General features: G+C 35.4%; 17 protein-coding genes and 3 tRNA genes. 5 read left to right on the top strand and 15 right to left on the bottom strand.

The window, feature by feature from the left end:
* Positions 1-33 precede the first annotated feature (33 nt).
* Both GYA49_01900 and GYA49_01895 read right to left on the bottom strand, forming a co-directional pair.
* On the bottom strand, positions 34-798 hold the full coding sequence (locus GYA49_01900) for an endonuclease/exonuclease/phosphatase family protein (GenBank protein ID NMC35774.1): 765 nt from the start codon (positions 796-798) through the stop codon (positions 34-36).
* Position 799: 1 nt separating this feature from the next.
* Positions 800-1,228 (bottom strand): response regulator, encoded by a 429-nt coding sequence (locus GYA49_01895; protein ID NMC35773.1) that lies wholly within the window; start codon positions 1,226-1,228, stop codon positions 800-802.
* Between the two features lie 130 nt (positions 1,229-1,358).
* Here GYA49_01895 and pyk point away from each other — a divergent pair, with 130 nt between their 5' ends.
* Positions 1,359-2,774: a pyruvate kinase gene (gene pyk, locus GYA49_01890; protein ID NMC35772.1), complete on the top strand. Its 1,416-nt coding sequence runs from the start codon at positions 1,359-1,361 to the stop codon at positions 2,772-2,774.
* Between the two features lie 76 nt (positions 2,775-2,850).
* Here the strand turns inward: pyk and GYA49_01885 are convergent, their stop codons facing one another.
* Positions 2,851-5,058: a hypothetical protein gene (locus GYA49_01885; GenBank protein NMC35771.1), complete on the bottom strand. Its 2,208-nt coding sequence runs from the start codon at positions 5,056-5,058 to the stop codon at positions 2,851-2,853.
* Positions 5,059-5,147: 89 nt separating this feature from the next.
* Between GYA49_01885 and truB the strand changes: the two genes are divergently transcribed.
* The gene (gene truB, locus GYA49_01880; GenBank protein ID NMC35770.1) at positions 5,148-5,858 is read left to right on the top strand and encodes a tRNA pseudouridine(55) synthase TruB; all 711 of its coding nucleotides are present in this window, start codon (positions 5,148-5,150) and stop codon (positions 5,856-5,858) included.
* Here the strand turns inward: truB and GYA49_01875 are convergent.
* Positions 5,802-6,143, bottom strand: a complete 342-nt coding sequence (locus GYA49_01875; protein ID NMC35769.1) for a phage holin family protein — start codon at positions 6,141-6,143, stop codon at positions 5,802-5,804. The two genes, truB and GYA49_01875, sit on opposite strands and share 57 nt — an antisense overlap.
* 19 nt (positions 6,144-6,162) lie before the next feature.
* Between GYA49_01875 and GYA49_01870 the strand changes: the two genes are divergently transcribed.
* Positions 6,163-6,993, top strand: coding sequence for an A/G-specific adenine glycosylase (locus tag GYA49_01870; GenBank protein NMC35768.1), 831 nt, complete (start codon positions 6,163-6,165; stop codon positions 6,991-6,993).
* Here GYA49_01870 and GYA49_01865 read toward each other — a convergent pair.
* From GYA49_01865 to GYA49_01815, 11 genes are all read right to left on the bottom strand, one after another.
* Positions 6,977-7,648 (bottom strand): hypothetical protein, encoded by a 672-nt coding sequence (locus GYA49_01865; GenBank protein ID NMC35767.1) that lies wholly within the window; start codon positions 7,646-7,648, stop codon positions 6,977-6,979. The genes GYA49_01870 and GYA49_01865 overlap by 17 nt on opposite strands.
* A gap of 71 nt (positions 7,649-7,719) precedes the next feature.
* Positions 7,720-8,634, bottom strand: coding sequence for a hypothetical protein (locus tag GYA49_01860; protein ID NMC35766.1), 915 nt, complete (start codon positions 8,632-8,634; stop codon positions 7,720-7,722).
* Between the two features lie 49 nt (positions 8,635-8,683).
* The gene (locus GYA49_01855) at positions 8,684-9,880 is read right to left on the bottom strand and encodes an FtsX-like permease family protein (GenBank protein NMC35765.1); all 1,197 of its coding nucleotides are present in this window, start codon (positions 9,878-9,880) and stop codon (positions 8,684-8,686) included.
* Positions 9,881-9,891: 11 nt separating this feature from the next.
* On the bottom strand, positions 9,892-10,581 hold the full coding sequence (locus tag GYA49_01850) for an ABC transporter ATP-binding protein (GenBank protein NMC35764.1): 690 nt from the start codon (positions 10,579-10,581) through the stop codon (positions 9,892-9,894).
* A 4-nt stretch (positions 10,582-10,585) separates the two neighbouring features.
* The gene (locus tag GYA49_01845) at positions 10,586-11,644 is read right to left on the bottom strand and encodes an efflux RND transporter periplasmic adaptor subunit (GenBank protein NMC35763.1); all 1,059 of its coding nucleotides are present in this window, start codon (positions 11,642-11,644) and stop codon (positions 10,586-10,588) included.
* Between the two features lie 41 nt (positions 11,645-11,685).
* Positions 11,686-12,276, bottom strand: a complete 591-nt coding sequence (locus GYA49_01840; GenBank protein NMC35762.1) for a TetR/AcrR family transcriptional regulator — start codon at positions 12,274-12,276, stop codon at positions 11,686-11,688.
* 279 nt (positions 12,277-12,555) lie between these two features.
* Positions 12,556-12,637, bottom strand: a tRNA-Leu gene (locus GYA49_01835).
* A gap of 148 nt (positions 12,638-12,785) precedes the next feature.
* On the bottom strand, positions 12,786-13,532 hold the full coding sequence (locus GYA49_01830) for a glutamine amidotransferase (protein NMC35761.1): 747 nt from the start codon (positions 13,530-13,532) through the stop codon (positions 12,786-12,788).
* A gap of 3 nt (positions 13,533-13,535) precedes the next feature.
* Positions 13,536-14,177 carry a hypothetical protein gene (locus tag GYA49_01825; GenBank protein ID NMC35760.1) on the bottom strand — a complete coding sequence of 214 codons (642 nt, stop codon included), beginning with the start codon at positions 14,175-14,177 and terminating at the stop codon, positions 13,536-13,538.
* Complete coding sequence (locus tag GYA49_01820; GenBank protein ID NMC35759.1) at positions 14,174-15,499, bottom strand: Mur ligase family protein; 1,326 nt, start codon at positions 15,497-15,499, stop codon at positions 14,174-14,176. The genes GYA49_01825 and GYA49_01820 overlap by 4 nt, the downstream gene beginning before the upstream one ends.
* A 249-nt stretch (positions 15,500-15,748) precedes the next feature.
* Positions 15,749-16,396, bottom strand: coding sequence for a glucosaminidase domain-containing protein (locus GYA49_01815; GenBank protein ID NMC35758.1), 648 nt, complete (start codon positions 16,394-16,396; stop codon positions 15,749-15,751).
* 396 nt (positions 16,397-16,792) lie between these two features.
* Here GYA49_01815 and GYA49_01810 point away from each other — a divergent pair.
* Together GYA49_01810 and GYA49_01805 are read left to right on the top strand one after the other, a co-directional pair.
* Positions 16,793-16,882 (top strand) — tRNA-Leu (locus tag GYA49_01810).
* A 55-nt stretch (positions 16,883-16,937) separates the two neighbouring features.
* Positions 16,938-17,022 (top strand) — tRNA-Leu (locus GYA49_01805).
* Positions 17,023-17,159: the final 137 nt, after the last annotated feature.

Here is a 17,159-nt window from a genome sequence, read left to right as displayed (position 1 = left end):
TCAGTAGATTATTAATAATAATTTGTTTGTTTTTCATATCTCCAGTTCGGCCACTAGTGGTAAATGATCAGAAATATCAACTTGCAGACAATAATGATCAAGTACCTTAATTGTAGGGCTTACAAAGATCATATCAACAACAGCAGTAGCATAACCAGGATTAGATTTTCGTTTCATATTAAATGTGCTAGTTAGTTTATTTTTAAACACATTGCTTAGTTGTTTTTCAATATTGCCAATAGTTTTAGTATTGGGTTTGACATTGAAATCACCGGCCAAAATGACAGGATCTTTATCTTTGATTTGTTTAACTATTTTAGCTGACATATTAAGTCGTGTTGTACTATCTCCCCCATCAAGTCCCCAAATGCCTTGGGTATTAAAAAGATGAATAGTTTCACTATTAAACTCTGCAGTGCAATGTTGTAAACATCTGGGATCAAGTGGAAATTGGGTTGGTCCACGATCTTTTCTGATCATTTTACGAGGAATATCATAAAATATCGTTTGACAACTTTTAATTGGGGTTTTGGCTAAAATAGCATTGCCATAAGGGGTTTTTGTTTCATCTTCCCAAAGCAAATCAGCCGCTGTTGCAAAGTCGCCATATTTTAAATTTGTATGTGTTTGTAGTGCCTGAAAACATTGATGTTGTTGATTAGTAAGTTCTGGTTTCTCTAAATTGGTTACTTCCTGAAAAAAAGTAATATCTGGATCTTCCTGATTGAGCCATCGAATGATATCTTCAAATAACCTGCCACCATCCCAAACATTGAGGTTTGCCACTTTTATCTTCATACTACTCTTTCTGATACTCATGACTACGAGCAGTATGATGAAGAAGGTATTTGTTAGCTAGTCCCCGAATCTCTTTTGGGCTGACATTGGCCTTAATAACATAGTCTGCAGCGCCTAAAGCTAGAGCCCGTTCCATATGTTCTACTTCACCAAGATTGGTAATGATAATAACAGGAACATCCTTCGTTTTTTTATTGGCTTTTAATTCTTTTAAAATCTCAAAACCACTTTTTCCAGGCAGCAACAAATCCAAAAAAATTAAATCAAATAGGTGTTGTTCTGCCAGTTCAACAACTTGTGAACCCTGGTATGCCGTGGTGACTGAGAAATTGGCAGTACTTAAATCCTTCTCAAACATATTAGCCAGTAAAATATCATCTTCTACTAAAAGAATTCTTTTTGGGATTAAAATATCTCGAGTGTTTGCCATAGTGCTATTTTAGTCTATTGCTATTTTTTTTGCTACACTAAGCATATATAGTAACTTTGTTGCTTGATTAATTGTGTATTTTTCCCTATAATTTAGTTATATATTTAATACACATATAATAAGGAGAAATATGATTGCACAAAAACAAACCAAAATCGTTGCTACGATTGGTCCTGCTTCTGACAGTCCCGAAACAATCAAGGAACTTATCGAAACTGGAGTCAATGTTTTTCGGTTTAATATGAAGCATGCCGATATTGCCTGGCATGAAGAACGAATTAAATTGGTTGATGATATTTCTAAAGAAATGAATGTTCCATTGGGAATTTTGATTGATCTTCAAGGGCCGGAAATTCGAATCGAAACTAGAGATCATGCTGATATTATAGTTAAAAAAGGCGAACGGATTATCTTTGCTTCAACATTTTCTAATAGTGATATTAATGTTTGTATTCCTCATGAGGTAGTTTTTGAAGTATTAAAAGAAGGTGATCAAATTCTGATTGACGATGGTTTTTTGGAATTTACCATTGTTGAAAAAAATGGCGATCAATTAGTTGTTGAAGCTCATGATAATTACATTATCAAGCATCGTAAAGGAGTTAATTTGCCTGGTAAACATATCAATCTGCCTTCTCTTATTGAAGATGATTTACGCAAGCTTGATATGGCTGGCAAAAGTAAAGTTGATTTTGTAGCTTTATCATTTAGTCGAACAAAAGAAGATATCGAAATTCTCCGGACTGAAATGGGAAAAAGAAATGTCAAAGCAGCTATTATTGCCAAAATTGAAAGCCAACCAGCTATTGATAATCTTGACGACCTAATTGAAGCTGCTGATGGCATTATGGTAGCTCGTGGTGATTTAGGAATTGAAATCCCAATTAAAGAATTGGCTTTTTGGCAAAAAGAAATTATCCGCAAATGTCGCATAGCAAATAAGCCAGTTATTACTGCTACGCAAATGCTGCAATCTATGGTTGATAGTCCCCGCCCAACTCGAGCTGAAGCCACGGATGTCGCTAATGCAATTTTTGATGGCACTGATGCAGTCATGCTTTCAGGCGAAAGTGCTTCAGGTAAATACCCTGTGAAGGCAGTTGACTACATGAGTCGAATTGCTGCTTTTACCGAGAGCAAAACCAATTTAATCATGAAATGTGATGTCCCTCATGATACAGCTCAACTGATTGTACATGCAGCTATGGCTATGATTGATAGTGTTGAGCATCCCAAGATTGACGCTATTATTGCTTTTACCGAAACTGGATATTCTGCCAAAATTTTATCCAGTTTCCGACCAAACTTACCTATTATTGCAGTGAGTAGAAATCAAACGACAGTAGAACAACTGACTTTATCTTTTGGAGTCTCTCCAGTAAAAGTTGATTTTCCTAAAGGAGATATTTTACATGTTGAACCTATTTTGGAACAACTTAAAGCTATGCGTATCGTTGAAAAAGGTCAAATTATTATTTCTATTCATGGTAGTAAATGGCAGATTCCGGGACTGACTAATTCAGTTTCGATCATTAGAGTTTCGTAATAGTAACTCTTTGTTAAAACATAAAAAAACCGAGACATGCGGTCTCGGTTTTTTAGTTTTGCTTCGATCTTTAATACTATCGAACTTGAACACTATCAATTTGAGGTAAAACATTTGATGGTGCATTGTCTAAATCTGATTGTAATGGAGGACTTTCTTTTTCATAAATATCAGAAATAGGATTATCCTCATACTTTAGTTCATTAACCTGCTGCCAATCACTTTCATTAACTACTATCAAATTTTGTTCTCCAATCAAATACAGATAATCATCTAGAAAAACAGCCCGCTTACTCTGCTGTTGCTCGACTGCTTTAGTTAATTCAAGTTTATTGCCTTGATAACTAAAAATATATGCACCTTTACTGGCTGGAATATAAAACACTTGGTGTTTTTCATCTTGTAAGAAAGCGTGATGATTATTACTCACTTCACTCCAGTATTCATCAAGTAGATACTTATCTAGCTCTACTGGATTGCTATCATCTGAAACGTCAAAGAGTGATAATTTAACTTGATTACTTTCCTCTCCTACTCCCAGAATCATGGTATCGGTTAATGGATGGAGATAAGAAGAATAACCGGGAATTTTTAACTCACCAGTCATCTTAGGACTACGAGGGTTACTTAAATCTAAAATATAAAATGGATCAGTTTGTCTAAAAGTAACTAGATAAGCTTTTTCTCCAATGAAGCGAGCTGAATAAATTCGTTCATCAAGACCTAGATCAGTAATCGAACCAATGGTCTTAAGGTTTTTATCCAGGACATATACATCATTGGCATTGCCTTCGCTGCGTCCACCCTGGAAACTACCAAAGCCAAAATAGCTGACCGGATTAACCGTAGTTGCAATACGAATATTCCCTTCATATTCATCTAGGCTAAATTGGTTTAAAGGTTGACCAGAGACTGCTCCGGTTGCAGCAATTTCCAATTTTGGCACAGAAATTTTAGTCAGTTCTGTTTGGCTCATTTCTCGCATATGAGCTTTGACAAAATCACTCATACGATTGTTGAGCTCATTCTCAAATTTAAGTCGATCGTCACTAGTAAGCGTAGCTTTATAGTCATTTATAATTTGAGTCAGTTCGACCAATTTAGCTTCTTTGCTCAATTCATAACTAGCCAATTTATTAATCCGGTCTTGAGCCGACTGAGAAATAAAATCTTTACCATTTTCAGTGAAAAACTGCTGCATAAAAGCTGCCATATCGCCACTGTAGCTGTAGCTAACTACGATTGAATCAGCCGACATATATACGACAGAACTATTGCTTGAGCCCACGAAAGAAATTTTATTAGCAATATCGCCATTTTCAGGTTTTAAACCAATAATGGTATAGGTGGTATCAATTTCAGTATCAATTGTCGGGTAGTAAATATCAGTACAAGCAATTTTAACAGTTTGGGTTCCAGTTAGTGGTTTAAGAGGACAAGGATTATCAAAGCTGACATAGGTTTTGGTGATCAAATATACCATGCCATCATATAGCCTAGCTGTATCCAATTGGGTATTATCAGCCAATTTATAGTTCCATGTCTGTTTTGGCTGTTTGGGATCACTGATATCATAAGCATAAATTTGATTATCATTACCTAAAACAAGCAAAGTTTTATCATCCAAAAGCATTTGACCGTTTTTGTCAATTTGGCCAATTTGAGCTAAATCAGCTGGTGGGAAAGCATTAATAACTTTAGTTTGGTTTGTAGCTTGGTATTTAGGAGACACACTTTCAGTTCGGCCAATCATTGGCATTGTCTCAACCCCTTGCGAAAACACTCGATACACTGGCATTTCTGAAGAAAAATAAATTTGTTCCCCATTAGTTTTAACAATATCTGGCTCATCAATACCCAAAACTTGCACATTGGTTTGGGACACTCTTGTCAAACCAGACCCAACTGCTTTAGGAGCTGTATTTAAACTGCCCATCTCTGAAGTTGGAGCCATTTCCATGGTATCCCTTATCGCTATTTGATCCGTACCATACGTTGCAGATACGCTTTGGGATTGCTGCTGCAAATAATTAGTAAATTCCTCTTTAGAGGCAAACTGCTTCATACTTGGCTTTTCGAGCTTAGCTATATTGTTTGAAGAACCAGTTGGTAATAATTGAGAAATATTAATTTTATTTGTCAAAACTGGTAAAGCAATGTATAAAGCTACTATGCCACATAGGATAAAAAATAAAACGATTAAGGCAACAGGTAATGACATGCCTTTGTGTTTAGAAGGTTTGAGATTTTGGCTACCAATAGGATTTGATTGATCAATTTTCATAGACAAAGAAGCAATTTAGTAACAAACTATACTGTAGCAAAAAAGCACTTGGCTCTCAATTGCTAAACATATTGCTATAATAACAAAATATGAAAAAATTACATGGGATTATAGCTGTCTACAAAACTAAAGGTCCAAGCTCATTTGCTGTTATTTCTGATTTACGAAAAATAACTGGTGAGAAAAAAATTGGTCATGCTGGAACTTTAGATCCTTTAGCTTCGGGAATTTTGGTGGTTGGGATTGGTCAGGAAGCGACTAAAAAACTAGACCAGGAAGTGGCTAAGGAAAAAGAATATAAAGCTACCTTTCACCTTGGTTATGAAAGCACTACTGACGATGACGAAGGAGTTAAAACAGCTATTGATCCAAATTTTCAGCCTAATATTGCTGATATTCAAAAAGCTTTGACTTCATTTATTGGTGAAATTATTCAAATTCCTCCGGTATATAGTGCAGTCAAGATCAAAGGCCAACCAGCGTATAAACTGGCTAGAAATGGCAAAAAAGTTCCAATCAGACCTCGGATTGTTGATGTTAAAGTTATCGAAATACTTAGCTATGCTTGGCCAGAATTACGACTCAAAATTACTACCGGGCCTGGTGTCTATATCCGTTCAATTGCCCGAGATTTAGGCAAAAAATTAAAAGTTGGAGCATATGTTTCGGAACTTGAAAGAAAGAGAGTTGGAGAGTTTACTAAGGAAAAGGCAATTTTTTTACCAGAAAAAACTATGAAAAAATTACTTAAGCAAAGAACCGAGCAGGGAATTAATGACGGACACAACAAAACTAAATAAAAGTGCCCAGAAAAAACCAGCTACTGCAAAACCAGAAATGAGATGAGAAGCCAGTAGAACCAAAGCAGCATTAATCACAAAGGTAAATAAGCCTAATGTCAAAATATTTATTGGTAAAGTGAGAATAAGTAAAATAGGTTTCAAAATTGCATTGATAATTCCTAATACAAGCGCTACTATCAAAGCTGTCAAAAAACCATCAACAGTCACTCCAGATAAAAGATAAGCAGTGGCAAAAACTGCTAAAGCACTCACAACTGTATTAGTAATAATTTTTCCAATCATAGCTACATACTATCATAAAATGAAAACATTGAAAACTAAAAACATCAAGCTATTTCAAAGTTTTATTTGGAATTTTTATGCTCATTTTGGTCGGGATTTTCCTTGGCGGCAAACTACTAATCCTTATCATATTTTAGTTTCAGAAATTATGTTGCAACAAACACAAGCTAATCGGGTGATTCCTAAGTATGAAGCATTTATTAAAAATTTTCCTACTTTGGAAAAATTAGCTAATGCTGAGTTTAAAACCCTGCTCTATTATTGGCAGGGTTTGGGCTATAACCGTCGAGCTTTGTACCTTCAGCAATTAGCTCAAGCAATAATAAAAAAATATCATGGTCAAGTTCCTAGCACCCAAAAAACTTTAGTGAGTTTACCCGGGATTGGCAGATACACAGCAGCAGCTATACAAGCTTTTGCTTTTAATCAGGCAAGTATGGTAATAGAAACTAATATTCGGACAGTTTTTATTTACCATTTTTTTCCAAAGCAAAAACAAGTTTCTGATCAGGAAATTATTACTTTAATTAATCAAACTGTAGACAAGAAGAACCCTAGAGAGTGGTATTGGGCTTTGATGGACTATGGAGCTATTATGAAAAGTCTCATTGGTAATAGCTCCCAGCAAAGCAAACACTACACTAAACAAAGTAAATTTGTTGGCTCAAATCGGCAAATCAGAGGTCAAATTGTACGTTTGCTAATTGCAAACCCCATGGTTTTAGAAGAAATTTTACAGAAAATCAAAAAACCAAAAGGTCAAATAACGCCTATTTTAGACAAATTAGTAGCTGAAAAAATGATAACTATCAGAAAGGGAAAATATCAAATTGTTACCCGGCTTGAGTAGCCATGTAGCGTTCATTAGAAAGTAAGTATTTAGTGCCGGATTTTTTGACTTGGCCCCAATAGTAAGATTTTTGCTTTTGCCGAGAATTAAACATTTCCAACCAATTTTTAGATTCGGCTATGCGTTTACGAGCTATAGCTAGTAAACTTCGAATTCTTTGGAAGAAATTAATTTGATAGGTACCAGCTTCGACTGTAGTGGTCATGGCAGTTTTTTCAGCCTCGATCAACTCAATTGCTACATCACCTGTTTCTTTGATAATTTTTTTGATTTCTTCTTTAATAAACTCAATTTCTTTTTTGGCACTCTCCTCTTTTTGACTAAAGACTACAGTTTCAGTTCGACGTTGTTGTTCAGATAAAGTTCGTTCTTGTTGGCGAATTTTTTGTTCGCGAAGCTTCAAAAACTCAGCAAAATTAAAAGGTTGTTGATTAGGATTAGCTGGCTGGCTCGAATTATCAACTTTTTGATTTGCTTGTCCGCCACCACCAAATAACTGGTCAACAGCGCCTTGAGCTATCCCAGAAGTTGCAGTTTTACCTTGTTCACGTAAACTTTCAAGAAAACTGGCGGTTTGAGGTTTCTTTTTTTGGGCAGTGCTGTTTGTTGAAGACAAGTTGTTTTGGTTTGATCCAAAACTAAAAGGATCATTCATATCTATACAAAAATACCGGCATCTGCATTATAAACGCATTTCCGGTCTGCCTAATTATAAAATCAATTATATTATAGGCTTTTTAAGAAGTCAATGGTCTTTTGTTTGCGTAATATCAAGGCTAAATAAGCTCTTTGGTCCTGCGACTCCAAAGCTTTTTTAGCATACGGATCTTGATTTTTGGCTACGATATCTTCAATTTCTTTATCAGTTACTGCAATGCTATTTTCTTGAGAAATTTTTGCTAGGATAAACTCTAGTTGTAAAGTCTTTCTAGCAGCCTGAGCATACTCAGCTCTCAGGCTTTCCTGAGTTTTACCTTTGTTTTCCAAATATTGTTGAATCGTCATACCGACAGCTTGGACTTGATCAATCAACTGAGTTAGTAAGCGATTAGCTTCTTGTTCGAGAAGCATTTTGGGAATTTCTACTTCAGCATTTTTAAGTAGTTCATCAAAAATTTCATCTAAGCTTGGGCTGCTTTGTTCTGCTTCCTTTTCTTCTGGTTTTGGTGTGCCTTTATCTGGAGTCCAAATACTACTTTTAGCTTTTAAGCCTTTAATGGCTCCTTTGTAGTCTCCAAGTTTGACTTCAGGAGCTTCACAAGCACTGGCTTTGACTATCCAATCTTTGTCTTCTGGCATAGCAATCGGAGTAACTACTGGATTCATAATTGGATGTAAGTTATGTTGTTTAACTGCATGAAAATAAGCATGGGTAACGACGTGTTGGACTACTTCTTCGTAAAGACTGGCTTTACCAATCTGTTGTTCAACTAAATTTTTAGGGGCTTTACCTTTACGAAAACCTTTAACAGTAGTGGTTTTAACAGCTTCAGCTAAAATGTCTTCATAGGTTTTTTTAATCTCATCTTGAGGAATTATGATTTCCAGCTCAAAAGTTTTATCAGGTAGCCAAGTTAATTTGGCTTCGTGAACATGGGTTTGAGTTTTTGTTTGAGAAGATTTTTTAGTAGTTTTAGCCATATAGTATTTGTTTTATTAATAATTTGGGTATTATAGCAAGGGAGTTTCTTTATTCATAGCGCAAAGCCCTGATGGGGTCAAGTTTAGAAGCTCGGTAAGCGGGAATGACACCAAAAACAATGCCAATAAATGACGAAAACCCAAAAGCTAAAAGAACTGAAAACGGAGTGACTTCTGAGGTAAAAAATCTATTTAAAACCATAGATCCGCCGATAGCAGTGATAATTCCAATAGTACCACCGACAATACTGACCACAATTGATTCAATCAAAAATTGAATCAAAATATCAATTGGTCTAGCGCCTAAAGCTTTACGAAGTCCAATCTCTTTAGTTCTCTCGGTGACGGTGACAAACATGATATTCATGATGCCAATGCCGCCAACTAAAAGAGAAATAGCGGCAATACCACCCAGCCCAGCTGTAATCACACCCAAAATTTGATTGATAGTTTTGAGCAAATCTTCTTGGCCCATAACGCTAAATTCATCATCTTCATGAGATTTCAAAAGTTGGTCTTCAATTTTTTGCTTAGCATTTTCAATTTCATCTTTGCTAGCCACACTGACGGTGATAGCGCTCAATTTATCTTGGTTAAATTGTCGTTGACCAGTGCTTAAAGGAATCAAGACCTGATTATCAAGACTTGCTCCGCCAAATCCTCCGCCTCCACCTTTGCTTTCATAGACTCCGACTACTTTGTACTTAGTTGAGCCGAGTAAAATATTTTTACCAACCGGATTGATATTTTCAAACAACTTTTCTTCGACATCAACTCCAATAATAGCAACTCGAGCTCGTTTAGTATCATCAGCTTCATTTAAAATCCGACCTTTTTCAGCTTTATAATTCATGGTTTTTAAACCATCACCACTAAAACCATTAACCTCGACCGTTTCCTCATTTTCTTTATATTTAACCTTGGCGTAGACAGAAATATTACCAATTACATCTCGAATTGGATAGCTAATTCGCTTAATTAAGCGGACATCTTTCATAGATAAGGTTTGACGAAAACTCGAGCCAGGACTACCACTTTCAATATCACCAGGGATAACATAGATCAAATTTGAGCCCAAGCTTTCAAACTGCTGAGTCACGTAACTTTGTAAGCCAGCTCCAATGGAAATCAGCATAATCACCGAGGCTACACCAATAATAATACCTAACATGGTTAAAACCGAGCGCAGCTTATTACGCAAAAGCGATCTGAAAGCGATATCGAAAGTTTCATCAATATCAATCATATAACTTTAATTTACAATCTTTTTACAATCTCACCATCTTTAATCATGATTTGTCTGCGGGCTTGTTTAGCTACCGACATATCATGAGTGACTAAAATAATGGTTTGGCCATCCTTATTTAATTGTTTTAGCATGGTCATTACATCTTTGCCAGTTTTAGTGTCCAGGTTTCCGGTTGGTTCATCAGCAAGTAGAATACTGGGGTTATTAATTAAAGCCCTGGCAATAGCGACCCGTTGCTGCTGCCCGCCAGATAATTGGTTAGGATGATTTTTTAATCGGTCTCCTAGACCAACTTTTTCTAGCATGTGTTTAGCCTTTTCCAAGCGTTGACCTTGAGACATGTTGCCAGTGTATAAAAGCGGCAGGGCTACATTTTCTAAAGCCGAAGTTTTAGCTAGTAAGTTAAACTGCTGAAAGACGAAGCCTATTTTTTCATTGCGAATCCGAGCCAATTGAGTTTCAGTCATGGAAGCTATATCTTTACCTTCAATTTTGATAACACCTTTGGTTGGAGTATCAAGCGCTCCAATCAAGTGCATTAGCGTTGATTTACCAGAGCCAGATGGGCCAATAATAGCTGCAAAATCATTTTTATAAATTTCTAAACTGACATCTTCCAAAGCCTTAACTGTAATACCATCAAGCTCATAAAACTTAGATATGTTTTTAATCTGGAGAATTGCTTTTTTGCTAGCCATAAAATTAGGGAAGAATAACCGTACTACCTTCACTCAATCCTTTAGTTATTTCATAGTAGTCATCGGTTTCAATGCCGGTAGTAATTTCCACTTCCTGGCGCTTGTTGTCTGGTAGTAGTATGGTAACAGTTTTTTTATTGTCTTTTTCAATGACTGCTTCAATAGGAACAGCTAAAACATTCTTTTTCTCTTTAATTAAAAACTCCACATCACCATTCATTTCCAAGCGAAAGCGGCTATCTGATTGTAAGGGTAGATAAGCAATGTAAGCGGTATTGCCACTTAGGGTTTGTGTAGGAGTAAAGGAAATACTGCTAACCGTGCTTTTTACTTCTTCGTCGCTAAAAGCATCTAAAGAAATGGTAGCAGGCATACCAACTTGAATACTGGCGATATCTAATTCTTCGACTTCAGCTGAAAATCGCAAACTATTCGGATCGGTGACAACATATTCTGTTGTTGCAGCTGAAGCATTAACACCAGCATGTTCATCAGTAGCTTTGGTAACGATTCCGGCAATAGGAGTGTATAAATTAGCATATTGACGAGCCAGATCAGCTATTTCTACATCCAAAGTAGCTAAATCAAGACTGATTTGATTGTTTTCCAAAGCTCGTTTTATCACTAAATCCTCATCGCCTCTAGTTTGAATATCATAATTATTGACCGAGCTAATACCATAATCATAATCAACAATGGTGTCTTCAAAATTGTTTCGAGTACTCGTTTGGGTAAGTAATGATTTTTTAAGACGTTTAGCTAAGTCATCCTGATTGACTGAAGCAATAGCTTGCCATTGTTCGACCTGATCCCCTTCTTTAACGCCGACCCAGGTGATGTAACCACCAGCTTGAAACTTCAAAGAAACCTGATTAGTAGCAGTGACTGTACCGGAAGCAGTTACGGTTTGTTGTAGATCTCGAGGTTTAATGGTAAATGTTTTTAAACTTTCTTGAGAAACTCGATGACTTTGGTAGTAAAAATATCCACCTAAAATGAGAATAAGAATTGCTAAAAACTGAAACCAACGACGCTTACATAATTTTGGAATTGGTAATTTCATACAAATTTTATAGTAACTGAAAAATTATTAACTGGAAATGACTAGTTTATTAAATAATGATCAAGTAAATGATTGATGTACTTTTTTCTAACTTGTTCATTTTTTAAATCCAGACTAAGAAATTTTTGGTACAAACTAGGAAATAAACCAATCATAAAAACTGCTGAAAAAATTTGTATCAATGAAAACTGTAAAGCCTCATCTTTTTCTTTAGACACCCTCTTAATTTTTGATTGCATTGATTCCAAAAATATATGCAGACGACTCATGGCCATGCCTTTATAGTTATTATCAATATAAGCATCATGGAAGTGAGCTTTAACAATATGAGGATAATTGATCATACCTTCTAGGTTATGAGCAAAAAAATCAGCTAAATCATTTTTTCCAATATCGTTTTTTTGAAGATAGTCATGGATATTATTGATAAAAGCTTCATGCAAAGTTTGTCTTAAAACTTCATGCAAAAGTTTATCTTTACTACCAAAATAGTAGTTAATAGCGGCAATATTAACCTTAGCGGCTTGTGCAACATTTCGAACTGTAACTTTCTCCAGACCATATTGCTCAATGCACTCAATCGCCGCATTTAAGATTTTTTGTTTGTTATTTGTTTTTTGATTTTGATTCATAAACAAGTGATTAAAACATTTGTTTAAAATACTTGTTTAGAATAACACAAAGAATAAAAAAGTCAAGAAGATTCTTAAAAATCGTAAAATTGTTTAATCAAAAATAAAGCTTGTTCTTTGGTGTACTGGTAAGTTTTTATCAAAAAAGCAAAGAGCAAACCAAGTTCTTTCATAAACTCTTCTGGTAATGAACTTTCAATACGAAGGAAATCTATTAAATCTTGTTCAGAAGTACTCGTCGCGTCTAATATCTTTATAGTTTCTCTTTCAAAACTCATGTGCCGAGAACAGGACTTGAACCTGCACGGGTTGCCCCACACGGTCCTAAACCGTGCGCGTCTACCAATTCCGCCATCTCGGCATTTAGATTGATTTGTTAAACAAATATTTTTGTCTACATTATCACTAGATCTACCAATTCCGCTATAGTCTTGAGTTTGTCGAAAGACCATCTCGGCAAGATCATATTTAGTATATAAGGAGCAAGCTGAGAAAAACAAGTTATTGTATCATCTACTATCTAAAATAAACTGATGGGCTTGAAGCTCCAAGTCATTATTGCAGTCAAGACTGAAATCTTTACCATATTTATTTTTTAAGGCTAAGCTAATTAAATATTTGGCAAAGTGAGGATTTTTGGGTAACAGTGAGCCATGTAAATAAGTCCCAAAGCAATTTTTATAGCGGATGCCTTCAATTTTATCTGTATCATTATTGCCATACCCTTTTACCACTTTACCTAAAGGAGTTGTCCCTTTATGTAAGAAGGTATTGCCAGAATGGTTTTCAAAACCAACTAAGGTTTTCGGCAGAATCTCTTCAGCTGTGTTTAGTTGCACGATCACGTTGCCAATTTTGCGCTTAGTTGAGCCAATGGTGTGGATATCTAAAATTTTCAAACCTTTAAGCATAATACCTTCATAGGTTTTAAAGTAGTACCCAAAGAGCTGGTAAGACCCACAAACCAGAAGAAAAACTTTATTTGTTTCAACCGCTTTTTTAAGTGGTGTTTTTTTTGTCAGTAAATCAACAGCAATGCGTTCTTGGTTTTTGTCCTGTCCGCCGCCAATAAAAAACATGTCGTACAATTTCTGATCAAATTTCTCTCCAACTTCTATTTCTGTGACATTTGCTTTAATTTCATTCCATTCACATAATTTCACAAGAGTAATAATATTACCCCTATCCCCATATGTATTCATGGATTTTGAGTAAAGATGACAGATGTTTAATATTGGCTTTTTAGCTTGTTTCATAAGTTAATCAAAAATATGCTTTCGGTCAAAATCAATGAACTCTCCATTTTTGCTAAGTAGTTTTTCTTCATTCTCGTTAAGTTTAAGGACTTTTAAATGTTTCTTCTTCGCAAATACTTTAGTTTTAGTTATTAATTTTTGATTCACATATCTAGGATTATTAGTATGGGCAATGGTGATAACTTGAGATTCTGGATAAAAACCCTTAAAGAATTTGATATTTTCACTACTATATTTATTTTCAAAATCAATATCCCGATCATAGAAATAACTAGACAAAACAAAGGCTCCAGCGCTATCTCCAATTAAAACTACATTACTTTTTAATAGATTTAAGGAAAACTCATTTTTTTTCAAAGGATTGTAAAGCTTGAGATTATCTCCACCTAAAATCAAAAAAACATCAAAGTCTGACCAACCAATTTTATTAATATTTTGGGAATTTATTATAACTATTAATTTATGCTTATAAAGTTTTGCAATTGTTTGACTATAATAATTATCTGGTTTAGCAAGAGTTATTATTGCTATTTTTTTGCCTTGTTTGGCAGTGTTAATAATTGGTTTTTGATATCGATATAAAATCGATTGCTTAATACTTTTGAGGTTGTATTTGTTGTAGCCACCAGAATAAACAAATTTCATAGATTTTTATATTTTTTTATAATTTCCCGCATTTCCCACATAGCTGTATAAGTAGGCAAAAGATAAAGATTTTTATCAGTTTGATTAATTAAAGTAGCTAAAGCCTTGCTTTTATCTTTATGTATTAGATATTGTTTAGGATTAAAACCAGCATATTTGAGCCGGACTGCCATGTCTAAAGCTCGATCACCAGTAACAATCACTTTGTTGATGTAAGGTTGTAAACTTTCAAAATCCACATCCCATAGCCAAGAAACATCAGTCCCATCAGCGATTTTGTCGTTGATAGCTATAGCGATAGTAATTTTTTTACCAAGATTTTTGAGCATGCTGATTACTTCATTAAATCCAGTGGGGTTTTTGACTAAAAGCAGTTGTAAGGCCTTGTCTCCTATTTTGAAAATTTCCTGTCTACCAAAAGCTGGTGTAAATGCCTTAAGACTATTTTTGATAATTTTATCCTGGATAGCAAGATTTTTAGCTAATGCTATGGCTGCCAAGCTATTGTAAATATTGTACATTCCCGATAGTGGCGCAAGGTATTTTTGGTCTTCTATATCAAATAATAATTGACTAGTTTTAAGCTCAAGATGTTTGGCGACAAACTGAGCTTTAGGTTGTTTGAAACCACAATTACAGGTGTAATTGCCTAGATGTGAGTATGTAATACTTTGGTATTGCAGTGGCTTATGACAATTGGGGCAAAAAATAGCATCAGCTCCATGAGTCGGAATTTGCTTATTATTACTGGGTTCTAATCCAAAATACACAATCTTATGTTGAGGTAATTGGCTTCCTATATAAACCAAGCTAGGATCATCTCTATTGAGTAAAAGTATGGTTTTAGGAAGAGCTTGTAAAAGCTTGAGCCATTTTTTAGCGATGGTATCTATTTCTCCATATCTATCGAGTTGATCGCGAAACAAATTAGTCAAAAGAATATGGGTCGGCTTGACTTGAGTGGTAACAGGGATTAAAGCAGCTTCGTCAATTTCCCAAACAGCAGTCTTAATTTTTGGAGACACATCAATCAAAGCCGAAGCTATACCTCTGAGCAGATTTGAGCCTGATGGGTTGGAAACAGCTTTAATTTTAGATTTTTGCAAAATTCCTAAAACCATACTGGTAGTAGTGGTTTTGCCATTAGTGCCAGAGATAATGATTCGAGTATCAAATTGTCCTTGGTGATTGGCTACAAATTGAGGATCAAACTTAAGAGCTACTAAGCCTGGAGCAGTTTCTCCTCTACTTTTGCCCCTGGTGACAATAAGTTTTTTGGTTAGCATTCCGGCTTGCCAGGCTAGAAGAGTTTGCAGATTCATAGCAAAACTGTAGCATGTTTTTCTTTACAAGCAAATTATTGGACTAACTCTGGAGAATTGAGATCTTTCTGAAAAATTTATGAATTTTTTATGACCTAGAATATTAAGTTTCAGAAAGTGTTTTGGTCAAAAAAAACCCTCCAGTAGTGTCCGGTGAGACAAAACCAAAGGATCTGCTGGGTATTATAACTATATCCCGTAATTTGTCAACTAGTAATATTATAAGGTAAAAAAAGACACATTAACTACTTATAATTCAGCTCGCATCTCATTAAGTTGTCCTAAAAACTTGCTAACACATTTTGCCCAAGAACCGCCAGCTTTTTCAATAGAAGCTGGTGTATAAAGTTGCATGATATCTTCTGGTCTTTCCAACCCTTGATCGACATATTTTTGTTTTAATCCTTTGGCTACAGTTTCATACCCTTCTGCCCAAGTGTCAAAACATAGTGTGCCACTAGCATGAATTCCCCAACCAAAAGGGTTATGACATTCGTAAATATTTTCAGTCTCATGAGGCATTTTTTTACCAAGATTAGATTCGCATTGAGCAATAGCTACTAAAAGTAACGGATCAAGCTCGTATTTTCTAGCAGCTTGGACTAGATCATATGAAGTGTCAACCATAGGTGAATTGTATTTTTTAAGATAGTTGTGAACTAATTCCGGGACTACATCTTGAGACTCTATATAGTAGGCATCTACAGTTTGGGCTCCTAAAACCTTGGGTAGTGAGGCATAAAATTTGTATGGCAATGAGGTAACAGTTTGATGAGGAGACAGGAGCACAAATTCCTCCCGTTGGTTCATGGTGGTATTTTGGTAATACCAGAAACTAAAGAGAATGAGAAATATGCAGCTAGGTAACCAAATCAATAATATGAGCAGCTTTTTCATAAGACAGTTTCTATAGACTGACAATAAGTCTGCACATTCACTTTCTCAAAATTAGGTAGTGATGTCAAGTTGGCTGCTCCAGTTTTACAGAGAACAATTTATGGTAATTATGTTAAAATTATCAGTAAACTTATTGCAAAATAAGCAAACGTATATCAACTTGTCTTTTTGTCAATTTTCTATGTCATTAAATGTCTTAAGTACAGCTAGTACTATCAACATTTATTTTCTTGAAAATTGAACAAAAATACTTTGTTCCTACACATTTTTTATTTTGCAATAAGTTTATGAACTTTGCCGAGATGGCCAGCCCGCAGAAGCTAAAGCTTCAGCTTTTGCTGGCGGGCGGAATTGGTAGATTTAGTAATAAGTATTGTTTAACATATCAATCTAAATGCCGAGATGGCGGAATTGGTAGACGCGCACGGTTCAGGACCGTGTGGACCTCATACGTCCATGCAGGTTCAAGTCCTGTTCTCGGCACCAAGATACATTGCATACTATATAAATTACTATAAAATGAGCATGTTTTAAAATTAATGCCGAGGTGGTGAAATTGGTAGACACGCAGTCTTGAGGAGGCTGTGCCGTAAGGCATGCAGGTTCAAGTCCTGTCCTCGGCACCAATTATTGATTTAAATGATACCGCTCATTAATCCCTAGTCTTTAGACTAGAGGTGAAAGATTAGTTCTGGCATAATTTCTGGTATGGGACTCAAATATTGGATGGGTGCTCATACCAAGCATAGGTTGCTTTACCATC

Source organism: Candidatus Beckwithbacteria bacterium, assembly GCA_012797845.1.
Classification (GTDB): domain Bacteria; phylum Patescibacteriota; class Microgenomatia; order UBA1400; family UBA1449; genus JAAZOH01.
The sequence above is the reverse complement of the archived record's forward strand: the minus strand, read 5'-3'. Positions and strand labels throughout refer to the sequence as shown.